Source organism: Rhodovarius lipocyclicus (assembly GCF_009900765.1).
Taxonomy (GTDB): Bacteria; Pseudomonadota; Alphaproteobacteria; order Acetobacterales; family Acetobacteraceae; genus Rhodovarius; species Rhodovarius lipocyclicus.
The window spans coordinates 1-21,765 of record NZ_JAAABL010000044.1 but is presented as its reverse complement, the minus strand read 5'-3'; the positions used below and the strand labels follow the sequence as shown (position 1 = coordinate 21,765).

Here is a 21,765-nt window from a genome sequence, read left to right as displayed (position 1 = left end):
GCCGCTCACTCCGCCGCCGCCGCGACGGGGTGGAAGATTTCCCGCGCCGCCCATTCCTGGAAGCCGGCATCGGTCTTGGCCATGCGGGCATATTCGCTGACATAGGCGGCGTCGAAGCCGTACTCGTCCAGCAGCGCCACCGGATGGGCGCCGCGCTCGGCGATGGCGACGGCCTCGATGTAGGTGGCGTTGATGGTGCCGGGGGCCAGGCGCTCATCCTCCAGGAAGTTGCCCTCCACCACGCGCTCCACCGTGACCAGCACGCGCTGGCTGGCATGGGCGATGGTGGCGCATTCCCGCCGGCGGCCGAGCCACACATTGCCCTGGCTGTCCGCCATCGCGGCGTGGAAGATCGCCACATCGGGCGAGAGCGCGGGCAGCAGCACGATGATGTCGCCCTCAGGCCCGAAGGGGTTCTGGACCACCTTCCAATCCGGGCGGTTGGCCAGGATGTCGCTGCCGATCAGCCCGCGCAGCGGCATGAAGGGCACGCCCTTCTCGCTGGCCTGCAGCATGGTGTGCATGGCCGGGCAGGTGGCATCGCGCACCACGATGGTCCCGGCGCGCAGGGCCGCGGTGAAGCGCGGCGCGAAGCCGGCCTCGCCGAGGGAGACGGCACTGGTCTGCACTTCCACCACGCAGCCCGCGCCGATCAGGATATCGGTGGCGAAGCCCGAGACCGGTACGCCCACCAGCCGCAGCCCGCGTACGCCGCGCCGCGCGATGGCCTTGGCCAGCGCCACGGAGGGCAATGAATTGTCGGGCGGCAGGGCCAGCATCGCGCCATCGGGCACGCTGGCTGCCATGGCGTCGAGCGCGATGGGCTGCATGGTCAGGTCCTCCGCCGGGTCTCCGGCTTTATCTCCTTGGAGCGGTTCGCCCGACCTTACGGTCGGGTTACGCCCTTCGGACGGACCTTACAGCAGCGACCGGTGATGCCAAGAGCGCAGCGGGTCAGCCCTGCTCCAACTCGCTGTCCCAGTACAGATAGTCGCGCCAGCTCTCATGCAGGTAGTGCGGCGGGAAGCTGCGGCCGTTTTCCTGCAATTCCCAGCTGGTGGGCGCGCGGGGTTCGTCGCGCAGCAGCATGTTGCACTCCCGCGTCAGCTTGCTGCCCTTGCGCAGATTGCAGGGCCCGCAGGCGGTCACGACATTGTCCCAGCTCGTCCGCCCGCCCCGGCTGCGCGGGATGACATGGTCGAAGGTCAGCTCATGCGTCGGGAAGGGCTGGTTGCAGTATTTGCATTCGAAGCTGTCGCGCAGGAACACGTTGAACCGGGTGAAGGCCGGGCGCCGCGCGGCCGGGATGTATTCCCTCAGCGCGATCACCGAGGGCAGCTTCATCGCCAGTGAGGGGGAACGCACCTCCATCTCGTATTCCGACAGCACGGAGACGCGATCGAGGAACACCGCCTTCACCGAATCCTGCCAGGACCACAGCGACAGCGGAAAATAGGACAGGGGCCGGAAATCGGCGTTCAGCACCAGGGCGGGATACCCGCCCGAGCTCATGCCACCAGAAAGACCGCCATGCAGACTACCATCAGGCAACGCGCCGCTCCTTCGTCAGGGCGACGGGGCGAACAGGGTCAGGTCAGCCACGCCGCTAGCCTTAGCCAAAACGGCGGCACCACCAGGACTGGGGCCCAAAATCCGCACGAAGCACCAGCACTGGTAGCTCACCGCGAAACTGGCGTAAGGCTTCCCATGGAAGTGTGCGCGCCGCAAGGGCGCCATCTGCCTTACACGCAAGCTTCATGCGGCCGGGGGCGGCGGGAAACAAGCCTTTCCGCGCTTCCACCCCAACACGCTTTGCGTCAGCCTGCCGCGCCATGACCTATTCGCTGACCGCGCGCTGCGCCGCCACGGGTGCCTTCGGCACCATCGTCACCTCCTCCTCCATCGCCACCGCCGCACGCTGCGCCTGGGCGGGGCCGATGGGGGCGGTCGCCACCCAGAACCTGTCGGACCCGGCGCTGGGTCCGCAAGGGCTGGCCCTGCTGCGCCAGGGCCTGGGCGCGCAGGCGGTGCTGGATCTGCTGGTGCGCTCCACCCGGGGGGCCGCGCACCGCCAGGTGGCGGTGATCGACCGCATGGGCGGCATCGCGCATTTCTCGGGCGCCCAGGCCATGCCCGTGGCCGCCCTGGCCCAAGGGCCGGACTGCATCGCGATGGGCAACCTGCTGGCCAATGACCAGGTGCCCGCGGCCATGGTCGCGGCCTTCACCGCCAGCGCCGGCGAAGTGCTGGCCGAACGGCTGATGCGCGCGCTGGAAGCGGGCCTCGCCGCCGGGGGCGAGTTCGACGACGAGCACGGCGCCGGCCTGCTGGTGGCCGACCGCTTCGACTGGCCGGTGGTGGACCTGCGGGTGGACTGGCACGACGAACCGGTGGCGGAGCTGCGCCGGCTGTGGGAACGCTACCAGCCGCAGCAGGCCGCCTATGTGGCGCGGGCGCTGGATGCGGAGACGGCGCCGGGGTTCTGATGCTCAGGGGCTTCGCCCCCGAACCCCCACCGAGGGGCTCTGCCCCTCGGCTCCCCGCCAAAGGCCGAAAGGCCCTTGGAACCCAGGAATTGGCGCTTCATCCTGGCAAGCGGGACACAATTTTCATTATAAAAATCAATGGGAAACACCTTCCCAAGATGTAGCACCCAACTAATCTAGGTCCAGGACCGAGCACGGTCCTGGCGGGGGTGTCGGGGGCGGAGCCCCTGACGGCGCCCCCTCTCTCCTATCTCCAGCGCCGGTGCATCCACAGCCACTGGCCGGGGTTTTCCCGCACCCAGCCTTCGATCACGCGGTTCATCATCGCGGTCGTCGCGGGCACATCCACCTTGCCCCGCGTGTCGCGCGGCAGTTCGAACGGGCCTTCCAGCTCCAGCCGGAACCGCCCCCCGGGCAGCCGCACGGCGCGCATGCCATACAGCGGCGCGTCATAGCGCGCGGCCAGGCGCGGGATCAGCGGGTTGGCCGCCACGTCATGGCCGAAGAACGGCACCATGGGGCCGCGCCCGAAGCGCTGGTCCACCAGCATCCCCAGGTTCAGCCCTTCCTCATAGGCTTCGGCCAGGCGGATCGGCGCCGAGAGCTGGGCCGGGATCAGCCGACCCATGATCGGCTCCCGCATGCGCCGGATCATCTCGGCGATGTAGGGGTTGTTGGGGGTGCGATACAGGATCGCGGCGTTCTGCCCCACGGCGTGGGCGGCCACGGCGGGCAGTTCCCAGTTCGCCAGATGCGCGGCGAAGACCAGCACCGGCTTGTGCTCGGCCGCCAGCCGATGGAGCAGCGCCAGGCCCGCCGGGCTCAACTCCACTCGCGCGCCGGGGCTGGGCGGCCAGGCGCCCTCGAAAATCCGCGCCAGATGCACGTATTCGCCGGTGGTGCGGCCCAGATTGTCCCAGGCCTGCCGGGCGATGCCGGCGCGCCAGGCCTCGTCCTTCTCCGGGAAGGCCAGGCGCAGGTTCTGCAGCGCGATGCGGTGGGCGCGGCCGACATGCGGGCCCAGATTCCGGGCCACGAAGCCGCCCAGCGCGGGCGCCAGCCGCGGCCCCAGCAGCCGCATCAGCAGGAACACGCCCCGGACGAGGAACGCCAGCAGCCGCTCGCCCAGCGCATTCACAGGGTGATGACCACCTTGCCGAAGACGCGGCGGGTCTCCAGCCGCTCCAGCCCCTCGCCGAAGCGTTCCAGCGGCAACACGCAGTCGATGACCGGGGTGATGCCCTGGGCCATCTTGGCCAGTCCCTCGCCCAGGCAATGCAGGGGCGAGCCGAAGCTGCCGAAGATGCGCAGCTGGCGCTGGAACAGCATCATCAGGTTGGTCTCGGCCGACACGCCGCTGGTGGAACCGCAGGTGACCAGCCGCCCGCCCATCTTCAGCGACAGCAGGGAGGCCGCCCAGGTGGAGGCGCCCACATGCTCGAACACCACATCCACGCCGTGCTTCTTGGTCACGCGGCGCGCCACGGATTCGAAGCGGTCGTCGGTGTAGTTCACCACATAATCCACGCCCAGCGCCTCGGCCTGGGCGCGCTTCGCCTCGGAGCCGATGGTGCCGATCACGGTGCAGCCCAGCGCCTTGGCCATCTTCACCGCGATGGTCCCGATGCCCGAGCCCACGGCATGCACGATGATGGTCTCGCCCGGCTGCAGCTTCGCGTTGTCGAACAGCATGTGCTGCACGGTGGCGTAGGTGACGGCGGTGGTGGCGGCGTCCACGGTCGAGACGCCCTCGGGCACCGGCACGCACAGCCGCGCGGGCACATTCACGAATTCCTGGGCGAAGCCATCCACATGGAAGCCGCGCAGGCCCCGGATGTTCTCGCACAGATTGTCCCGCCCCTCGCGGCAGGCGGGGCAGGTGCCGCAGGTGATGGCGCCATAGGGCACCACCCGGGTGCCCAGCGCCAGGCCGGACACGCCATCGCCCAGGCCCGCCACCTCGCCCACGGCCTCCACCCCCGCCGTGATCGGCAGGGTGCGCCGGGCGAAGGCCATGCCGCGATAGCCCCACAGGTCGATATGGTTCAGCGCCACCGCGCGCATGCGCAGCCGCACCTCGCCCTCGGCGGGCGGCGGCGGGGGTTCGGTTTCGGTGAGGCGGAGGTCGCGTTCGGCAAAGAGTCTGAGGGCTCGCATGGCGGGGCGCATAGCAGGCCGGGGGCTTTCCCGCCATTCCTGCTTCCCACGGGCGGGGTGTTTCCGCGAAAACTGCAACGAACTGCTACGATCCGCCCGCCCGCAACACGGCGATACCCTTTCCCCCCTGAGCATCCGCGATCAAAGCGCCTATTGTAACAGCATCATGGAAACGCAGCCGCACATCCTCGTCGGGACGATGACCGGGAAATCCGGGAACTCCTCTCCCGCTTCCTCGAAAAGCAGGGCATGCGCGTGTCCGCCGCGCGAGATGCGAGGGAGGCCCGCCGCCTCTGGCCGCTCGGCCGGTACCACCTGGTGGTGCTGGACATCATGATGCCGGGGGAATCCGGCCTCGACTTCGCGCGCTGGCTGCGGGGGCAGTCCAACGTGCCCATCGTGATGCTGACCGCGATGGGGGAGGAGACGGACCGCATCGTGGGTCTGGAACTCGGCGCCGACGATTATGTTCCCAAGCCCTTCAACCCGCGGGAGCTGGTGGCCCGGGTGCGCGCCATCCTGCGCCGCGCCAATGGCGAGGGCCCGGCGGTGGAAACCGACCAGCGCCCCATCCGCTTCTCGGGCTGGATGCTCGAACCCTCCCGCCGGCGGCTGCTGAGCGAGGACGGCACCGAGGTGGCGCTGACCGGCGGCGAGTACGAATTGCTGCTGGCCCTGCTGGAACGCCCGAACCGCGTGCTGACGCGCGACATGCTGATGGACCTGCTGCGCGGCCGCCAGGCGGGCCCCTTCGACCGGGCGATCGACGTGGCCGTCAGCCGCCTGCGGCGCAAGCTGGAGGATGACGGGCGCAACCCCAACCTGATCAAGACCGTGCGCGGCGGCGGCTATGTGCTGGCCACCACCGTGGAGCGTTCGTGAAGCCCCATTTGTGGCCACGCAGCCTGGCGGGCCGCACAGCGGCGCTGCTGCTGCTCGGCCTGATGCTGGTGCAGGGGCTGGGCCTGACCATCCACGCGCTGGACCGGGTGGAGCTGCAGGGCATCGTTCAGGCGCGCGAGATCGGGGGGCGCACCTTTTCCCTGTGGCGCAACCTGGTGCTGCTGCCGCCGGAACGCCGCGCGGCCTTCCTGGCGGATCTCGACATGCCACCGGGGCTGCTCGCCTCCTACGACCCCATTCCGGTGGTGATCCCGGGCATGCCGCCCGTCTCGCCCGAGGTGGAGCGGCGCTTCCGTTTCGGCGGGCCGCCACCACCGCCCGCCGAGCACGAATCCCGCTTCCAGCTCGACAACGGGCCGCCGCCGCCGCCCATCCCGAACCGTTTCCGCCCGCGTGAGATCCTGGCCGCCGCGGCCCCGCCCTCGGGGTTCCTGCTGTCCATGCGCTTTCCGGATGTGGGCTGGCTGAACCTGCGCATCGACCCGCCGGCCCCCCGCCCCTGGCACAGCGAGAGCTTCCTCTACGCCTTCATCGCCATGAGCCTGTGCGCGGCCTCTCTTATTCTATGGGGCGTGCGGCGGCTGATCCGGCCGGTGGCGCAGCTGGCCGCCGCGGCCGACGCGCTGGGCCGCGACTTCAACGCGCCCCCCCTGCCCGAGGACGGGCCCGAGGAAACCAGCACCGCCGCGCGCGCCTTCAACACCATGGCCAGCCGCATCCGCCGCTTCGTGGAGGACCGGACGCAGATGATCGCGGCGATCGGCCATGACCTGCGCACCCCCATCACCCGGCTGCGGCTGCGCGCCGAGTTCATGGAGGATGACGACCAACGCCGGAAGATGCTGTCGGACCTGGCGGAGATGGAGGCGATGATCGACGCCACCCTGGCCTTCGCGCGGGACGACGCCGCCAAGGAGCCCAGCGTGGCCTTCGACCTAGCCGCGCTGTGCCAGACCGTGCTGGACGAGGCCGCCGACGCCGCCCCCGAACAGGCCGAGCAGCTAACCTATGACGGGCCCGACCGGCTACGCGCCCAGGGCCGCCCCGCCGCCCTGAAGCGCGCCCTGGCCAATCTGGTGGCCAATGCCGTGAAATACGCGGGCGACGCGAAGCTGTGCCTGTCGGTGGACAACGGCGCGGCGCAGATCCGCATCGAGGATTCCGGCCCCGGCATCCCGGAAAGCGAGCTGGAGCGGGCCTTTCAGCCCTTCCGCCGGCTGGAGGGCAGCCGCAACCGGGAAACCGGCGGCACGGGGCTCGGCCTGACCATCGCGCGCAACATCCTCAGGGCCCATGGCGGGGACGTGCAGCTGCGCAACCGCCCGGAGGGCGGGCTGTCGGCCCGGATCAGCCTGCCCCTCGCAACCTGAGGTCGCATCACGCAAATGCGAGCACATTTTTTATACGGGCATGCTATAGGCGCGCGGAATCATTCAGGACCTGCGGGCATATGCGGTTGATCGGGCGGATCTGGCTGGCGACGGGGCTCGTTTCGGGGCTGGGCCTGGGCGCGGCCTGGGCGCAGGGCGCCCCGCCGGCGGCCTGGGCGCAGGGCGCCCCGCCGGCGGCCTGCTTCCAGCAATGCGCCGCCCCCTCTATGTCCCTGGCGGCCAATCCGGCCCCGGTGCAGGCCTGCCTGGTCCGTTGCCGCGCGGCGCGGGATTTCTCGGCGCAGCAACATCGGCCCAGCGGCCGGCCGCAGCAGATCGCCTCCGCCAACCCCTACAGCAGCGGGCGCGGCACGCCCGTCACGGCCCCGGCGCAGGCCAGCGCCGCCAATTGGGGGGCCATCTACGCCGCCCTGCCGCCCACCGCCGCCGTCGGCATCAGCTCCGGCGCGCGGGATCGCGGCATGGTGCATGTGCAGGCGGAAAGCCAGTGCCGCGCCAGCGCCCATGGCGATTGCCGGCTGCTGACGGAGTTCTCCTCGGGCTGCGGGGCCGCGGCCCAGGCGGTGCGCAGCCTGTCGGTGGTGCCCAGCGCCCACCCCAGCACCTTCCGCGTAACCTATGTGGCCAGCGGCACCGGCGCCAACCGGGCGGATGCTGAACGCGCGGCGCTGGCCAATTGCTCCAGCCGGGACCCGGTGGCGAGCTGCCGGATCGTGACCGCCGCCTGCGTGAACGGATAAGCCGCGCGGGCCGGCCTTACTGGCTGGCCCACACGATGCGGTGCATCCAGGCCACTTCGGACAGTTCGAAATTGTAGTTCGGATGCGCCGGGTTCAGGCTCTGCAGCTCGATCCGCTTGGCCGATTGCCGCACCAACTGCTTGGCCATCACCTCACCCAGCCTGGTCCGCACCACCACGCGGTCCCCGCGCCGGACCGGCGCCTGGGGAGAGACGATGACTATATCCCCATCGCGGAACACAGGTTCCATGGAATCCCCGGATATTTCCAGGGCATAGGCGTTGGGATCGGCGATATCGGGGATGGAAATCTCATCCCAGCTGCCGCCGACAGGAAAACCGCCATCATCGAAGAAACCATCCCCACCGGCCTGGGCCAGGCCGATCAGGGGAATGCGCCGCGCCACGGCCCCGCGCGCCCGGCTGGCCTGCGGGCCCTGGCCTGAAACCAGAGAGGCGAAATTCTCCACCGCCGTACCGGTCGCGGCCAGCACCTTGGCCACGGATTCCGTGGAAGGCCAGCGCGCGCGCCCATCCGGCCCCACCCGCTTGGAGGGGTTGAACGCGGTGGGATCGAGCCCCGCGCGCCGCGCAAGACCAGAGGGCGAAAGCCCGTTCTCGGCGGCGATGGCATCAATGGCCCGCCAGACGTCATCGTGTCGCATGCGTCTATTATCCTAGGGACGCATTCCCCAGGCAATAGGAAAATATTGTTTTCGCCTCTTGCGATTTTCACAACCTGCGGTTTATGTTCCCGTTATGTTCTCATCCGCAGAAGGCGATCCCCCCATGGCCTCAGCACCCCGCCCCCACCACACCGCCATCCTCTCCTCCATGGCGAAGACCGAACCCTTCACCAGCGCCGAGGAAGCCTGGTTCTGGACCATGTCCGCCCTGATCGCCCGCCAGGATGGCGCGCGCATCGTCGCCGGCCGCGGCACCGCCCAGCGCCCCTGCGAGCCCGATGACGTGGTGAAGTGCCTGGACCGGCTGTACCGCCAGCGCCGCATCGACCTGAACCACGCCCGCGTGCTGCGCCGCTGGGGTGAGCGGGGCACCGCCCCCAACCCCCGCCATGCCAGTGAGCGCTCGGACGCGCAGCAGTGGCGTGAGGCGCTGTCGCGCCTGGAATGGCCCCTGCGCGTGAAGGGAATCGTTGTGGGCAGCGGCCTTCCGGCCCAGCCCGCTGGTGAGGACAACGTCACTTCGCTGTTCGCATGACCCGGCCCAGCCACCGCCCGAACCGCGCCGGCGCCGACCCGGCGCAGCGGGTCTGGATCCTGTTCGGCGGCCGGGCGGAGATGGGCTGGCAGCGCCTGCTGGCCCCCGGTTTCCGGCATTGCTTCGCCGCGCTGCAGGATGCGGCGGGCTGGACCGTGCTCGACCCGCTCGCGGGCCGGCTGCTGGCGGCCAGGCTGGATGTGCCCGCGGATTTCGACCTGCCACGCTTCTATCGCCGGGCCGGCTTCGCGGCGCTCGGCCCCTTCGCGCCCGGCCCCGCGCGCGCCAGCCTGCTGCCCGTCATCCGCCCGATGAACTGCGTGGGCCTGTGCCGCGCGGTGCTGGGCGGTAGCGCGCCCTTCGCCCTGACCCCCCTGGGGTTGCATAACTCTCTCTTCGCACAACTGCATAACAAGAAAAAATACTTGACTAAGGACAATGTTCCTGATTATAAACTCCCTATCAACGGGCGAGCTGCGCCCGCTTCCAGGCCGGCCCCGCTCACGCGGGCGCTGGCCTTTTTCTTGCCCCCCACAAGCAGGAGTGAACGGCCCATGGGCAGCATCTTCAGCGCGCCGAAGCCCGTCACCGTGGCAACCCCGGTCCAGACCATCCCCGACCCCGCCCCCACCGGCGACCAGGCCGCCCAGGCCGCCCGCGCCGACGCCATCGCCCGCCAGCGCCGTGGCCTGGACGGCACCATCGCCACCTCCGACCGGGGCGTGCTGGCCCCGGCACCTGCCGTCGCCCTCACCCGCAAAACCCTGCTGGGGGAATAAGGCATGACCCCGGACCAGATCCTCGCCCGCATGGAGCGCGCGCTGGAGCGCCGCCGCCCCTATGAATCCACCTGGAAGGACGCCTACGACCATGTCCTGCCCCGCCCGGGCCAGGAAGGCGCGCTGTTCGACGCCACCGCCGCCGACGCCGCCGAACAGCTCGCGGCCTCCCTCCTCGCGGAGCTGACGCCCCCCTGGTCGCGCTGGTTCGGCCTCGCCCCCAGCGAGGACACGGCCGACACGCCCGAGGGCCAGGCCACCGCCTTCGCGCTGGAGGGCACCGCCCGGGCTTTGCAGCGCGAACTCGACCGTTCCAACTTCGCCATCGAGATGCACCAGGCCTTCCTGGACCTGGTGGTCACCGGCATCGCCGCCCGGCTGCTGGGTGCCACCTATGGCCGGCTGCAGACCGAATTGCTGACGCCGATGATCGCCCGCTGCCTGGCCATCCTGGCCCGGCGCGGAGAGGTGCCGCCTGTCCTGCTGGACGGGTCCGGCGTGCGCCTCTGCTACGAAAGCCCGCTCGCCCGCGTGCAGGGCCGCGCGGATGCCGCCAACACGCTGCTCTTCCTCGACGCGGTCGGGAAGATCGGCGGCACCGCCGCGGCCCAGGTGGATGCGGCCTCGGCCACGCGCTGGCTGGCCCGCACCCTCGGCGCCCCCGCCGAAATCCTCGTTCCCGCCCCCGTTGAGGAATAACCCATCATGTCCGACAGCCTGCTCGACACCGCGCTCGAAGCCCAGAACCCGAATGCCGACGCCAAGGGTGCGCCCCCCGCCCGCAACCCGGATGTGCCCGAGAAGTTCCTCGACCCCGCGACCGGCGAGTTGCGCGTGGATGCGCTGGTGAAAAGCTATCGCGAGCTGGAGAAGCGCCTGTCCCAGCGCATCGCCCCACCCGCGGCCGGCGCCGACCCCACCGAGATCGCCCGCTGGCGGGAGATGCTGGGCATCCCGGCCAGCGCCGACCAGTACGCCATCACCGACAAGGCGGGGCTCGGCATCGACCCGGCGGTGAACGAACAGCTGCACAAGGCGGGCTTCACCCAGGACCAGGTGCAGCTGGTCTATGACCTGGCCGAACAGAAGCTGCTGCCGCTGATCGCCGAGGCCGCCCAGCAGTTCGAGGCCGAGCGCCAGGTGGCGAAGCTGGCCGAGCATTTCGGCGGCGAGGAGCGCTTCCGCCGCGTGGCGCGCCAGCTCTCGGCCTGGGGCAGGCAGAACCTGCCGGCACCGGTGTTCGACGCGCTGTCCACCACCTTCGAGGGGGTGCTGGCGCTGGAACGCATGATGGCCGGCAAGGAGCCGCAGATGGCCAAGGACGGCCAGCCCCCCGCCACTGTCACCGAGGAGGAGCTGCGCAAGATGATGCGCGACCCCCGCTATTGGCAGACGCGCGAACCCGCCTTCGTCCAGCGCGTGACCGAGGGCTTCCGCAAGCTGGTCAACGGGTAGCGCTTCCCCTCGGGGCACGCGCCCCCCCTTCCGCGTGCCCCGCCAGCCCGGGGGCTTGAGGGCCCATGGCTCTCGCCCCCGGGCCGCCCGCCGGCCATCCGCTCCCCTTCCCGGGTGGCCGGCGGGCCCCCTTCCCCTTTGCCCGGGCACAACCGGCCCTGCCGCGACGGCAGGCGCGGGCGCCCAGGGCCGGCACGCGCCGGGGCCTCCCCCTCACCGGGGGCTGCCAACCCCGGCGCGCGCCATCCCCCCGCAAACCTCTCCAAGGAGACAGGCATGTCCGCCTCCATCGACCAGGCTTTCATCTAGCAGTACGCCACCGAAGTGCAGGAGGCGTATCAGCGCCAGGGCAGCAAGCTGCGCGCCACCATCCGCAGCAAGACCGGCGTGCGCGGTGCCTCCACCGTGTTCCAGAAGGTCGGCCGCGGCACCGCCGCCTCCAAGACGCGCAACGGCGCGGTGCCGGTCATGAACCTGGACCACACCAGCGTGGAATGCTTCCTGCAGGACCATTACGCCGGCGACTGGATCGACCGGTTCGATGAGCTGAAGACCAATGTGGACGAGCGCTCGGTCGTCGCCAACGCCGGCGCCTTCGCCCTGGGCCGCAAGACGGACGAGCTGATCATCTCCGCGCTGGACACCAGCACGAACGAGGCGATCGGTACCAATGTGGGCGAGACCGACAATGACGGCATGACCCGCAACAAGGTGCTGCTGGCCTTCCAGGCGCTGGGTGCCGCCGATGTGCCCGATGACGGCCAGCGCTTCGCCGTGGTCGGCTGGAAGCAGTGGTCCGAGCTGCTGACCATCCAGGAATTCGCCCATGCCGACTATGCCGGCCCGGATGAACTGCCCTGGAAGGGCGGCACCCAGGCCAAGAAGTGGCTGGGCGCGCTGTGGATGCCGCACTCCGGCCTGACCAAGACCGGGGCCCTGCGCTACTGCTACTTCTACCACAAGACGGCGGTGGCCCATGCCGCGGCGTCCGAGGTGATCACCGATGTCAGCTGGCACGGCGACCGCGCGGCGTATTTCGTGAACAGCATGATGAGCCAGGGCGCCGTGCTGGTGGATGGCCAGGGCGCGGTGCGGATGCGCTGCAAGGAATAACGAGCGCTCTCGCCCGGGGGGAATGACCCTCCCCCCGGGCACCCCCCGCCAGTTTGGGGGAAAGCAGGGCCTGAGAAGGTTTTTCTCCTTTTATTATCAATGGGATAAACCTGCTCAGGTTCGTCTCCCCGATGGGGCCGCGCCCCTTTCCCACATCTTCATCCGGAGTTCCCGCCGATGGCCCTCACCGCCCTCGCCTTGTGCTCGCGCGCGCTGATCAAGATCGGCGCCCAGCCCATCGCCTCCTTCGATGACGGCACCACCGAGGCGGAGGTGGCCGCCAACCTCTACCCCGCCATCCGCGATGCGCTGCTCTCCCTGCATCCCTGGTCCTTCGCCACGGGCCAGGAGGGGCTGCCGCGCCTGGCGGCCAGCCCGGTCGCGGATTTCAACTACGCCTATCAGCTGCCGGTGGGCTTCCTGCGCGTGATGTCGGCGGGCGGCCCCCGCATGGGCGAGGGTCTGCGCTACCGCATCCTCGAAGGCCGGCTGCACACGGATGCGGAGACGGTGACGCTGACCTACATCTTCCGCCCCGATGAGAGCGCCTTCCCGGCCTTCTTCGCCTCCGCGCTGACGGCGCGGCTGGCGGCGGAATTCTGCATCCCGCTGACGGAGACGACGACGCGCGCCCAACTGCTGTTCCAACAGGCCGAGAGCGAGCTGCGCGCCGCCCGCCATGCCGACAGCAGCCAGGACACGCCGCGCGCCCTGCGGGACTTCCCGCTGCTGACCGCGAGGGGCTGAGCCATGGCCGACAGCCGCTCCGTCAAGACCAGCTTCACCGCCGGAGAGCTGGCGCCCCAGCTGCTGGGGCGGGCGGATCTGCGTGCCTATGCCAATGGCGCGCGCCAGCTGACCAACGTGTTCATCCAGCCCACCGGGGGCCTGACGCGCCGGCCCGGGCTGCGCCACATCGCCACCCTGCCCGGCTATGCGCGGCTGATCGCCTTCGAGTTCAACACCGAGCAGACCTATCTGCTGGTGCTGACCGACCACAAGCTGTCGGTGTTCATGGGCGATGCCCAGGTGGCCGAGGTCGCGGCGCCCTGGGCGCTGTCCCAGCTCTCGCAGCTGGCCTTCACGCAAAGCGCCGACACGCTGCTGATCTGCCACCCGGACCTGGACCCCAAGCGCGTCACCCGCACCAGCCACACGAGTTGGACGATCGACGCCTGGCCCTGGGTGGAGGTGCCGACCCACCGCTTCGTGAACGCGGCCGTGACCATGACGCCGAGCGCCACCACCGGCACCATCACCCTGACCGCGGGCGGCAATGTGTTCCTGCCGGGCCATGCCGGCCAGCGCTGGCGGCTGGGCGGCAAGCGGGTGGACATCGTCTCCGTCGTGTCTCCCACCACCGCCACCGCCAATGTGCTGGACACCCTGCCCGGCATCGCCGCCACCCAGGATTGGGAGGAAAGCGCCTTCAGCACCATCTATGGATGGCCGGTCTCGGTGTGCTTCCACCAGGACAGGCTGGTCATCGGCGGCTCCCGCAGCCTGCCCAACCGGCTGTGGCTGTCGCGCAGCGGGGACCTGTTCAATTTCGACCTGGGCACCGGGCTGGACGACCAGGCCATCAGCTTCGGCCTGGTCAGCGACCAGGTGAACGCCATCCGCGGCGTGTTCTCGGGCCGGCACCTGCAGGTCTTCACCTCGGGCGGCGAATGGATGGTCACGGGCGACCCGCTGACGCCCGCCAGCATCCAGCTGAACCGCCAGACGCGGGTGGGCAGCATGGTGGCGCGCATGGTCCCGCCCACGGATGTGGATGGCAGCACCATCTTCGCCGCCCGCACCGGCACCTCGATCTACGAATTCGCCTATACCGACCTGCAGCAGATCTATCAGGCCAATGACCTGGCGCTGGTCGCCCAGCACCTGATCCGCACCCCGGTCTCCATGGCCTATGACCAGCGGCGCCGGCTGCTGCATGTGGCGATGGACGATGGCAGCCTGGCCACGCTGACGCTGTATCGCGACGAGCAGGTGACGGCCTGGACCGGTCATACCACCCAGGGCAGCTTCGTCATGCTGGCCGAGATCGAGGGCACGGTCTACGCCGTGACCTGGCGCTGGGGCGTGTTCCGGCTGGAACGCTTCGACGATGGGCTGGCGCTGGATGCGGCACTGACCGGCACCGCCGCCAGCCCGCAGGCGACCTGGTCGGGCCTCGCGCATCTCGAAGGCCGGAATGTCGGCATCCTGGCCGATGGCGCGCCGCGCGCGAATGCCGTGGTGGACAATGGCGCCGTCACGCTCGACGACACCGCAACCTCCGTCCAGATCGGGCTGAACTTCACCCATGTGGTGGAGCCATTGCCGCCCGAGCTGCTGAGCATCGCGGGCGCGCGCTCCGTGCCGCTGCGCCTGGTGGCCGTCACCTTCCGGCTGCTGAACACCTCCAGCCTGTCGGTCGATGTGGGGCGCGGCAGCCAGCCCGTGCCGTTCCGGCGCCTCGATACGAATGTGCTCGATGCCGCACCCCCGGTCTTCAGCGGGGATGTGCGGCTGCGCGCGCTCGGCTGGCGGCGGGATGCCATGCGCTCGCTGTGGCGGATCGAGGATTCGAACCCGCTGCCCTTCACCCTGCTTTCCATCACCACCGAGATGAGGATCACCGACTGATGGCCGCTCTCGCTTCCGTAGCCTCCCTGGTGGGGGCCGGTGCCGGCGTCTATGCCCAGACGCGCCAGGCGCAGTCCCAGGCGGCACTGCAACAGGCCCAGGCCCAGGCCCAGGCCCAACAGCAGCAGCAGCTGGAGGCCAACCGCCAGCAGCAGCTGGTGGCCCAGCAGCAGGCCGACACGGCCTCCCGCCAGTTGCAGCTCTCGCGCACCATCGCCTCGGCGCGCGCGCGCGCCGGCGCCTCGGGCATCTCGCCCGATGAGGGGTCGGCGGCGGCCATCACCACCGGGCTGGTGGCCGATTCCGCGGCCGCGCAGAACGCCTCGGACCAAGTGTACCAGGCGCGGCTCGCCTCCGGCCGGGCCTCCCTGCTGAACCCGGACGCCACCCTCACCTCCTTCGTGCGCGCGGGGCAGAGCTTCGGCAGCACCGTGAGCAACCTGCTGGGCTGAGCCGCCCCCCGGGTTGCCCCCAATGGGCTGAAAGGACACACCCATGGCCGAACATATCCGCATCGGCGATATCGCGCCGCGCGTGCATTACGTCACCAACGGGATGCAGAGCGCCTTCACCTATCCCTTCCCCATCTTCGACGAGGCGGATCTGGAGGTCCGGCTCGACAATGTGCGCCAGTTCTCGGGCTTTTCGGTGTCGGGCGCCGGCGGCAGCGATGGCGGCCAGGTGGCGTTCGACTTCCCGCCCGCCCCCGGCAGCCGCCTGACCCTGCGGCGCAGCCTGCGCCTGGCCCGCACCACGGATTTCCAGGACAACGGCGTGCTGCGCGCCCGCACCCTGAACGATGAGCTGGACTACCAGGTCGCCGCCTTGCAGGAGCTGGAAGACGAGGTGAAGGGCGCCATGCGCCTCGAGCCCTCGGAATACGGCGACCTGACCCTGCCCTCGGCGGGCGGGCGCGCCAACAAGGTGCTGGGCTTCGATGCCGTGGGCGGCATCGCCATGCTGAACCAGACGGGCCTGGTCACCAACGCCTTCACCGGCGCCGTGCCGCGCAGCGTGGAGGACAAGCTGGCCGAGGCCCTGACCGCGCGCGATTTCGGCGCGGTGGGCGATGGCGTGACCGATGACGGTCCCGCCTTGCAGGCCGCGATGAACGCCGCCGCCGTCTCCGGCCGGGTGCTGGTGATCGGGGAGGGAACGCACCGCACCACCATGCCGCTGGCCCTGGCCGGAGACGCTGCCGGGCTGATCATGCGCGGCGCCATCCTCTATGCCGGCACCTGGGGCCAGGCGGCGCTGACGGTGGGTTCGGGCGGCGGCTTCCGCAACGCCACGCGCCGCTATTCCGGCCTGCGGGTGCTGCGCGCCACCCAGAGCGACTGGTCCAGCGAGAGCGATGTCGGCATCCGGCTGGTCAACATGGACAGTTGCGTGGTGGAGGTGCTCCAGGTCGAGGGCTTCACCATCGGCATCCAGACGCTGGGCGACGAGCTGGGCTTCGAGGACAGCGTGCTGCATCTGGGCCGCATCGTGAACAACCGCTACGGGCTCGACATCCGCACCCACACGGCGGCGGGCTGGAACAACAGCATCACCTATGTGGGCGGGCATTTCGCCAATGCCTCGAGCGTGAACCAGACGCTGTCGCGCTTCGGGGTGCGGTTCTCCTGCGCCCCGGGGGCCTATAACCGGCACAACGCGCATCTGTTCCTGGGCCCGGCCTTCGAGCTGCAGCGCCAGGGCACGCCGGGCACGGTGGATGCCATCCCCTTTCTGGTGGATGTGACGGATGCGCGCGCCATCACCGCGCGCGGCATCCGCATGGAACAGTGCAGCCCCTATGTGGCGCGCCACACCGGGGGGGCGAACGACTGCCTCTATGAGGTGGGCTATGTCGGCACCTATGGCTTCACGGGGGCGGCCATCCATTACCCCAGCGGCGCCACGCGCGCCGGCGGCACGGTGGTGGCCCTGCACCAGGCCGCCGCCGCCCATGGCACGCCCCGCCTGGTGGCGGAGGCCGGCAATGTCCGCAGCCGCGCCTTCCGCTGGAACAGCACGGATGTGGGGTTCGAGGGGATGGCCGTGCTCTCGGGCAATCCCTCGGGCCCGCCCACCACCCTGAACGGGCTGTGCTTCCCGGCCCTGTCCTCGATCGTGCTGAACAACGACAACATCACCCTGCCGACCAGCCGCGGCATCGGCTTCGTGGTGGATTGCACCCTGTGCAAGGAATTCTTCCTGGCCGCCGAGGGCACCACCCTGCGCCCCTTCATCGCGCAGTTCGACGGGGCGGAGAATGTGCTGACCGACAGCGCGCCCGTGCTGTTCTCCAACATGAACACCGTCTGGCAGGGCTCGCCCTCCTTCTGGTGGGAGGGCAACGCGGATCTCGACAGCCTCTCGGCCGGGGTGGCGCTGAACCGGTTGCAGCGGGTCACGCTGCATGGCTCGGCCGCCTATGCCCTGATCGGCGTGCGCGGGGGTTCGGCCAGCGCGCTGCTGAAGGCGCTGCGCCTGTATGTGGGCGGCACGGATTCCCCCGCCATCCTGACCGGCGGCGGCCGCCCCTGGGGGAGCCGCGAGATCACGGCCAGCATGACCTATGACCCGCCCAGCATCGCGGCCGGCGCCAACGCCACCCAGACGGTGACGCTGCCCAATATCCAGGGCGGGGATTTCGTCAGCGTCAGCCACACGGCGGCCTCGGCCTATATCGAATGGTCGGGCGCCATCACCACCACCGGGGCCGGCGGCACGGTCACGGCGCGGGCCACCAACCGCCACGCCAGCACCGCCATCGATCTGGCCAGCGGCACCCTGCTGGTGCGCGCCATCAAGCCGAAGCTCTGACATGTCCCGCCGCCGCCTCAAGCGGGCGGGCTTCAACCTCGAGGAACAGACGAAGCTGGTGGCGGAGGAGTATCGCAACTTCCTCGCCGGCAATGCCGCGTTCCAGGACCTTGAGGCCTCGAAGCTGTTCCTTGCGCGGCACAACGCCGCCAAGGCCGCCCTGACGCATCTCGAAGCGCTGATGAAGCTCGGCGATGCCGGGCCCCCAGCGCAAAGCGACAACCTCTCCGCCATCGTGGCGCGCGCAAGAGCCGCCCTGGCCGGGGACAAGCCGGAGGACGCCGCAGGTGAGCCGGAGGCAGAATCTTGAGTTCATCGAATTCGTGTGGGTGTGGAATGAAGTGCAGGGCCAGGCGACGCCCCGGCACCACCGGCGCATCGCGCGCTGGCTGCAATCGAAGCGCGAGGCAGGCGACACCCGCCTGCTGCTGATGGCCTTCCGGGGTTCGGGCAAATCCACCCTGGTGGGGTTGTTCTGCGCCTGGTGGCTGGCCCTGAACCCGGATGCGCGCATCCTGGTCATCGCGGCCGACCAGGCGCTGGCGGGCAAGATGGTGGGCCAGGTGCGGCGCATCATCGAACGCCACCCGCTCTGCGGCCATCTGCTGCCAGGCGGCGAGGATGCCTGGGCCGCGGACCGCTTCACCGTGGCCCGCACCGCCGTGCTGCGCGACCCCTCCATGATGGCGCAGGGCATCGGCGGCAACATCACGGGCAACCGCGCAGAACTCATCATCGGCGACGATGTGGAGGTGGCGGGCAATTGCGACACCGCCACCAAGCGCGCGGAGCTGCGCGAACGCCTGGCCGAGACGGAATTCGTGCTCGTGCCCGGCGGCACGCAGCTGATGGTGGGCACGCCCCATGCGGCCGAAACCCTCTACCGGCCAGAGAAGGAGGCGCTGCTGCGCGGCTATCGCCGCCTGCGCCTGCCGCTGCTGACGCCGCGGGGCGACAGCGCCTGGCCCGAACGCTTCCCGCTGCCCGCCATCCAGTCCCTGCGGGAGCGCGTGGGCCCCCTCGCCTTCGCGCGCCAGATGCAGCTGGAGGCGGTGCGGGCGGAGGCGGCGCGGCTCGACCCCGCGCTCATCATCCGCTACCGCGCCGAACCCGAATACCGGGAGGCCAATGGCCGCGCCCAGATGCAGCTGCTGGGCCGGCGCATGGTCTCGGGCGGCGCGTTCTGGGACCCCTCCTTCGGCCGGCGGGAGGCTGGGGACGGTTCCGTGCTGGCCACCGCGTTCTCGGACGGCGAGGGCTGCCACTTCCTGCACAGCATGGACTGGCTGACCCACGACCCGGAGGCGGAGACGGACAACGCCACCCAGCAATGCCGCCAGGTGGCGGCCATCGTGCGGGACCTGAAACTGCCCGCGGTGTTCGTGGAGACCAACGGCATCGGCAAGTTCCTGCCTGCGCTGCTGCGGCGGGCGCTGGCCGAAACCGGCGCCGCCGCCACGGTGCGCGAGCACACCAGCCACCGCGCCAAGGCCGACCGCATCCTGGCCGCCTTCGACCCGCTGCTGGCGGCCCAGCGCCTGTATGCGCATGACCGCGTGCTGGACGGCCCCTTCAGCGCCGAGATGACCGACTGGCGCCCGGAGGACCGCAACGCCCGCGACGATGGGCTGGACGCGGCGGCCGGGCTGATCCTGAGCGAGCCGGTGCGCCTGCCCGTCAGATCCTCCCCCTCTAGGCCGCCGCCACCCCGCCCGGCGTCCTGGCGCGGCGGATGATCTCGCTGGCGTGGCGCTCGCGCCCCGCCGCCGTGATCTCGAACCGCCCATCCTGCCGCGGCGCCGCCAGCCCCATCGCGGTCAGCCGGTTCAGGCAGGGCCCGTCCTTCAAGCCGGACGGGCGGCCGTGCGGGCCCACCAGCGTCAGCCGGTGCAGCGCCGAGCGGCAGCAGGTTTCGAGATACGGCTCATTCCACATCATGAATTCCTCTTGCCGGAGGCTTATAGCATGACGCCCGCCGAGGTGCCCCCCACCATCATCGTGTCCGTGGTGCAGGCCCCCATGCTGATGGGGCTGTTCTGGATGCTGCACGGCATCCGCCGCGAGCTGGACCGCCGCATCGAGCGCGGCGACCTGCGGCAATCCGATGGGCTGGCCCGCACGCGGGAGGAACTGGCCCATTTCAAGCTGGAAGTGGCGCGGACCTATGTCCCGCTCTCTCTCATCCGCTCCCTGGACCAGCGCGTGACCGAACACCTGAACCGCATCGAAGCCAAGCTGGAAGAGGCGACCCGCCGATGAGCCTGAACCCGACAGAAATCTTGGCCCGCACCCTGTACGCCGAGGCCGGCCACTGCGCCGTGCGCGGCATCGAGGCGCTGGCCGCGCTGGTGATCCGCCGCGCCCGGCTGGCCCGGGAGGATGCGGCGGCCCGCGCCCGTTTCGCGGCGAACAGCCCCCTGGTCAGCCTGCCGGGGCTGGTGGCCGCCGTGTGCCGCGCCCCCTTCCAGTTCCCGTGCTGGCGCCCGGAAGGGGCGGCCTGGGTGGTGCCGGAGGGCGACGCGGCACTGGCCATCTGCCGGCGCATCGCGGGGCGCGCCATCGCGGGCGCCCTGCCGGACCTGGCACCCGGGGCCACGCATTGGCACCGGGGGCAGGAACTGCCGCGCTGGGCGGTGGGGCAGATGCCGGTCGCGGAGGCCGGGGGGATCACGCTGTACCGGCTGGCGGCGTGAGGCGCGCGAACATCCGCGTGGAACAGGCCTGATCGTGTAGAGTGGCCGGCACACGATTCGTTCGGGGTACCGGCCATGGCCTTCATCATCGCGGTGGCACAACAGAAAGGGGGGGCGGGCAAATCCACCGTCACCGCCAATCTGGCCGCCGCCCTCGCCGCCGATTTCCGCGTGGCCCTGCTGGATACCGATCCGCAGGCCACCCTCTCCCGCTGGGCCGAACTGCGCGCGGGCCAGCCCGCCGCCCGGCCGCTGACCTTCGAGGCCGTTTCCGGCTGGCGGGTGCCGGCCAGCATCGACAAGCTGGCCCGCGACCATGACATCGTGCTGCTGGACACCGCCCCGCATGCCGAAACCGACAGCAAGGTCGCCATCCGCGCCGCCAGCCTGGTGCTGATCCCGATGCAGCCCGCTGGGCCGGACCTGTGGGCCAGCGAGGCCACGCTGAAACTCGCGGGCAGCGAGAAGCGCCAGGCGCTGGTGCTGCTGAACCGCGTGCCCGCCCAGGGCCGGCTGAAGGACCAGATCGGCGCGGAGCTGGACAGCCGCAAGCTGGCCACGCTGGGCCCCGGCTGGGGCAACCGCACCGGCTTCGCCACCGCCTTCATGCAGGGGCTGGGTGTGACCGAGGCCAGCCCCCGGAGCACCGCCGCCGAGGAAGTGCTGGCCAGCGTCGCCGCCCTGAAGGCGCTGATGCCCGGCTGAAGGCACCGCCCGCCCCTTACGGCGCTTTCATGCTGCACCGCACCTTGGCACTTGCCCAATGCGCGCCAAGGTTTCATGGCTATCCGCTTTGAGACTTGAAGGTGGGCCGCCATGAGTGAGCTGACGATCAGCGAGGACGACTATCCGGAAATGGCCGCGGTGGAGGCCATTCAGCGCGGGTTGCACTCCTACAACCAGGAAATGGGCGGCCCCTACGACCGGGAGCCGGTAACGGTGCTGGCGCGCGACGAGGCAGGCGCCGTGCAAGGCGGGCTGCTGGGCCTGACCTATTGGAACTGGCTGTTCATCGACTGGATGTGGCTGCACCGCGACCAGCGCGGCAAGGGCACCGGCAGCCGCCTGCTGGAACGCGCGGAAACCCTGGCCCGCGCACGCGGCTGCACCGATGCCTATACGGATACGTTCAGCTTCCAGGCGCCGCAATTCTGGCTGCGCAATGGCTGGGCCGAGGCCGGCCGGCTGGATGGCATGCCGCCCGGCCATGCGCGGATCTGGTTCAAGAAGAAGCTGTGACGCAAGGGGAGGCAGGCTCAGGGGCTTCGCCCCCTGTTCAGACCGGACACATCCCTGACTGATGTTCGGAGAGATGGTTGACGGTTTTTGGGTGAGAGTTTCGCGGGAGCGGAGCGATGCCCTGGAAGCCTGTATCGATCATGGACA

Annotated in this window: 23 protein-coding genes and 2 pseudogenes; 19 read left to right on the top strand and 6 right to left on the bottom strand. The window is 70.2% G+C overall.

Features of this window, described 5'->3' with window-relative positions; genetic code table 11:
- Positions 1-5: 5 nt before the first annotated feature.
- The gene (locus tag GT007_RS19040) at positions 6-830 is read right to left on the bottom strand and encodes a CoA transferase subunit A (protein ID WP_160123249.1); all 825 of its coding nucleotides are present in this window, start codon (positions 828-830) and stop codon (positions 6-8) included.
- Positions 831-954: 124 nt separating this feature from the next.
- Positions 955-1,512: an HNH endonuclease gene (locus GT007_RS19035; RefSeq protein ID WP_160123257.1), complete on the bottom strand. Its 558-nt coding sequence runs from the start codon at positions 1,510-1,512 to the stop codon at positions 955-957.
- Between the two features lie 320 nt (positions 1,513-1,832).
- Between GT007_RS19035 and GT007_RS19030 the strand changes: the two genes are divergently transcribed.
- Positions 1,833-2,486, top strand: a complete 654-nt coding sequence (locus GT007_RS19030; protein ID WP_160123248.1) for a DUF1028 domain-containing protein — start codon at positions 1,833-1,835, stop codon at positions 2,484-2,486.
- A gap of 247 nt (positions 2,487-2,733) precedes the next feature.
- Here GT007_RS19030 and GT007_RS19025 read toward each other — a convergent pair whose 3' ends face one another.
- Positions 2,734-3,624 (bottom strand): lipid A biosynthesis lauroyl acyltransferase, encoded by an 891-nt coding sequence (locus GT007_RS19025; protein WP_160123247.1) that lies wholly within the window; start codon positions 3,622-3,624, stop codon positions 2,734-2,736.
- A complete protein-coding gene (locus GT007_RS19020) occupies positions 3,621-4,643 on the bottom strand; it encodes a zinc-binding dehydrogenase (protein ID WP_160123246.1) in 1,023 nt (340 codons plus the stop codon). The genes GT007_RS19025 and GT007_RS19020 overlap by 4 nt, the downstream gene beginning before the upstream one ends.
- A 166-nt stretch (positions 4,644-4,809) precedes the next feature.
- On the opposite strand from GT007_RS19020, the pseudogene GT007_RS19015 reads away from it, so the two are divergent.
- The 3 genes and pseudogenes from GT007_RS19015 to GT007_RS19005 all read left to right on the top strand — a co-directional run bounded on the left by GT007_RS19015 (position 4,810) and on the right by GT007_RS19005 (position 7,677).
- A pseudogene (locus GT007_RS19015) lies at positions 4,810-5,525 on the top strand (response regulator).
- Positions 5,522-6,916, top strand: a complete 1,395-nt coding sequence (locus GT007_RS19010; RefSeq protein WP_236571759.1) for an ATP-binding protein — start codon at positions 5,522-5,524, stop codon at positions 6,914-6,916. Before GT007_RS19015 ends, GT007_RS19010 begins: the two are co-directional and overlap by 4 nt.
- A gap of 80 nt (positions 6,917-6,996) precedes the next feature.
- On the top strand, positions 6,997-7,677 hold the full coding sequence (locus GT007_RS19005) for a DUF4189 domain-containing protein (RefSeq protein ID WP_160123245.1): 681 nt from the start codon (positions 6,997-6,999) through the stop codon (positions 7,675-7,677).
- A 16-nt stretch (positions 7,678-7,693) separates the two neighbouring features.
- Here the strand turns inward: GT007_RS19005 and GT007_RS19000 are convergent, their stop codons facing one another.
- Positions 7,694-8,341, bottom strand: a complete 648-nt coding sequence (locus tag GT007_RS19000) for a S24 family peptidase (protein ID WP_160123244.1) — start codon at positions 8,339-8,341, stop codon at positions 7,694-7,696.
- A gap of 124 nt (positions 8,342-8,465) precedes the next feature.
- Here GT007_RS19000 and GT007_RS18995 point away from each other — a divergent pair, with 124 nt between their 5' ends.
- The 11 genes and pseudogenes from GT007_RS18995 to terL all read left to right on the top strand — a co-directional run bounded on the left by GT007_RS18995 (position 8,466) and on the right by terL (position 19,422).
- Entirely contained in the window at positions 8,466-8,897 is a 432-nt protein-coding gene (locus GT007_RS18995; RefSeq protein ID WP_160123243.1) for a hypothetical protein, read from the top strand.
- Positions 8,894-9,676: a hypothetical protein gene (locus GT007_RS22600; protein WP_236571758.1), complete on the top strand. Its 783-nt coding sequence runs from the start codon at positions 8,894-8,896 to the stop codon at positions 9,674-9,676. The genes GT007_RS18995 and GT007_RS22600 overlap by 4 nt, the downstream gene beginning before the upstream one ends.
- A 3-nt stretch (positions 9,677-9,679) precedes the next feature.
- Positions 9,680-10,375, top strand: coding sequence for a portal protein (locus tag GT007_RS18985; protein WP_160123242.1), 696 nt, complete (start codon positions 9,680-9,682; stop codon positions 10,373-10,375).
- A 6-nt stretch (positions 10,376-10,381) separates the two neighbouring features.
- Positions 10,382-11,131, top strand: a complete 750-nt coding sequence (locus GT007_RS18980; RefSeq protein WP_160123241.1) for a capsid assembly protein — start codon at positions 10,382-10,384, stop codon at positions 11,129-11,131.
- A 321-nt stretch (positions 11,132-11,452) separates the two neighbouring features.
- Positions 11,453-12,244 (top strand): annotated as a pseudogene (locus tag GT007_RS18975) (phage capsid protein); the annotation flags it as partial.
- 177 nt (positions 12,245-12,421) lie between these two features.
- On the top strand, positions 12,422-12,991 hold the full coding sequence (locus GT007_RS18970) for a hypothetical protein (RefSeq protein WP_160123240.1): 570 nt from the start codon (positions 12,422-12,424) through the stop codon (positions 12,989-12,991).
- A gap of 3 nt (positions 12,992-12,994) precedes the next feature.
- Positions 12,995-14,875, top strand: a complete 1,881-nt coding sequence (locus GT007_RS18965) for a phage tail protein (protein ID WP_160123239.1) — start codon at positions 12,995-12,997, stop codon at positions 14,873-14,875.
- Positions 14,875-15,327, top strand: coding sequence for a hypothetical protein (locus GT007_RS18960; RefSeq protein ID WP_160123238.1), 453 nt, complete (start codon positions 14,875-14,877; stop codon positions 15,325-15,327). The genes GT007_RS18965 and GT007_RS18960 overlap by 1 nt, the downstream gene beginning before the upstream one ends.
- A 43-nt stretch (positions 15,328-15,370) precedes the next feature.
- Positions 15,371-17,686: a glycosyl hydrolase family 28-related protein gene (locus GT007_RS18955; protein ID WP_160123237.1), complete on the top strand. Its 2,316-nt coding sequence runs from the start codon at positions 15,371-15,373 to the stop codon at positions 17,684-17,686.
- Between the two features lies 1 nt (position 17,687).
- Complete coding sequence (locus GT007_RS18950; protein ID WP_160123236.1) at positions 17,688-17,996, top strand: hypothetical protein; 309 nt, start codon at positions 17,688-17,690, stop codon at positions 17,994-17,996.
- Positions 17,974-19,422: a phage terminase large subunit gene (gene terL / locus GT007_RS18945; protein WP_236571756.1), complete on the top strand. Its 1,449-nt coding sequence runs from the start codon at positions 17,974-17,976 to the stop codon at positions 19,420-19,422. Before GT007_RS18950 ends, terL begins: the two co-directional genes overlap by 23 nt.
- Here the strand turns inward: terL and GT007_RS18940 are convergent.
- Complete coding sequence (locus GT007_RS18940) at positions 19,379-19,621, bottom strand: hypothetical protein (protein WP_160123254.1); 243 nt, start codon at positions 19,619-19,621, stop codon at positions 19,379-19,381. The two genes, terL and GT007_RS18940, sit on opposite strands and share 44 nt — an antisense overlap.
- A 30-nt stretch (positions 19,622-19,651) precedes the next feature.
- Between GT007_RS18940 and GT007_RS18935 the strand changes: the two genes are divergently transcribed.
- From GT007_RS18935 to GT007_RS18920, 4 genes are all read left to right on the top strand, one after another.
- On the top strand, positions 19,652-19,945 hold the full coding sequence (locus GT007_RS18935; protein WP_160123234.1) for a hypothetical protein: 294 nt from the start codon (positions 19,652-19,654) through the stop codon (positions 19,943-19,945).
- Positions 19,942-20,379, top strand: coding sequence for a cell wall hydrolase (locus tag GT007_RS18930; RefSeq protein ID WP_160123233.1), 438 nt, complete (start codon positions 19,942-19,944; stop codon positions 20,377-20,379). The genes GT007_RS18935 and GT007_RS18930 overlap by 4 nt, the downstream gene beginning before the upstream one ends.
- 75 nt (positions 20,380-20,454) lie before the next feature.
- On the top strand, positions 20,455-21,084 hold the full coding sequence (gene parA, locus GT007_RS18925) for a ParA family partition ATPase (RefSeq protein ID WP_160123232.1): 630 nt from the start codon (positions 20,455-20,457) through the stop codon (positions 21,082-21,084).
- Between the two features lie 111 nt (positions 21,085-21,195).
- Entirely contained in the window at positions 21,196-21,618 is a 423-nt protein-coding gene (locus GT007_RS18920) for a GNAT family N-acetyltransferase (RefSeq protein ID WP_160123231.1), read from the top strand.
- Positions 21,619-21,765: the final 147 nt, after the last annotated feature.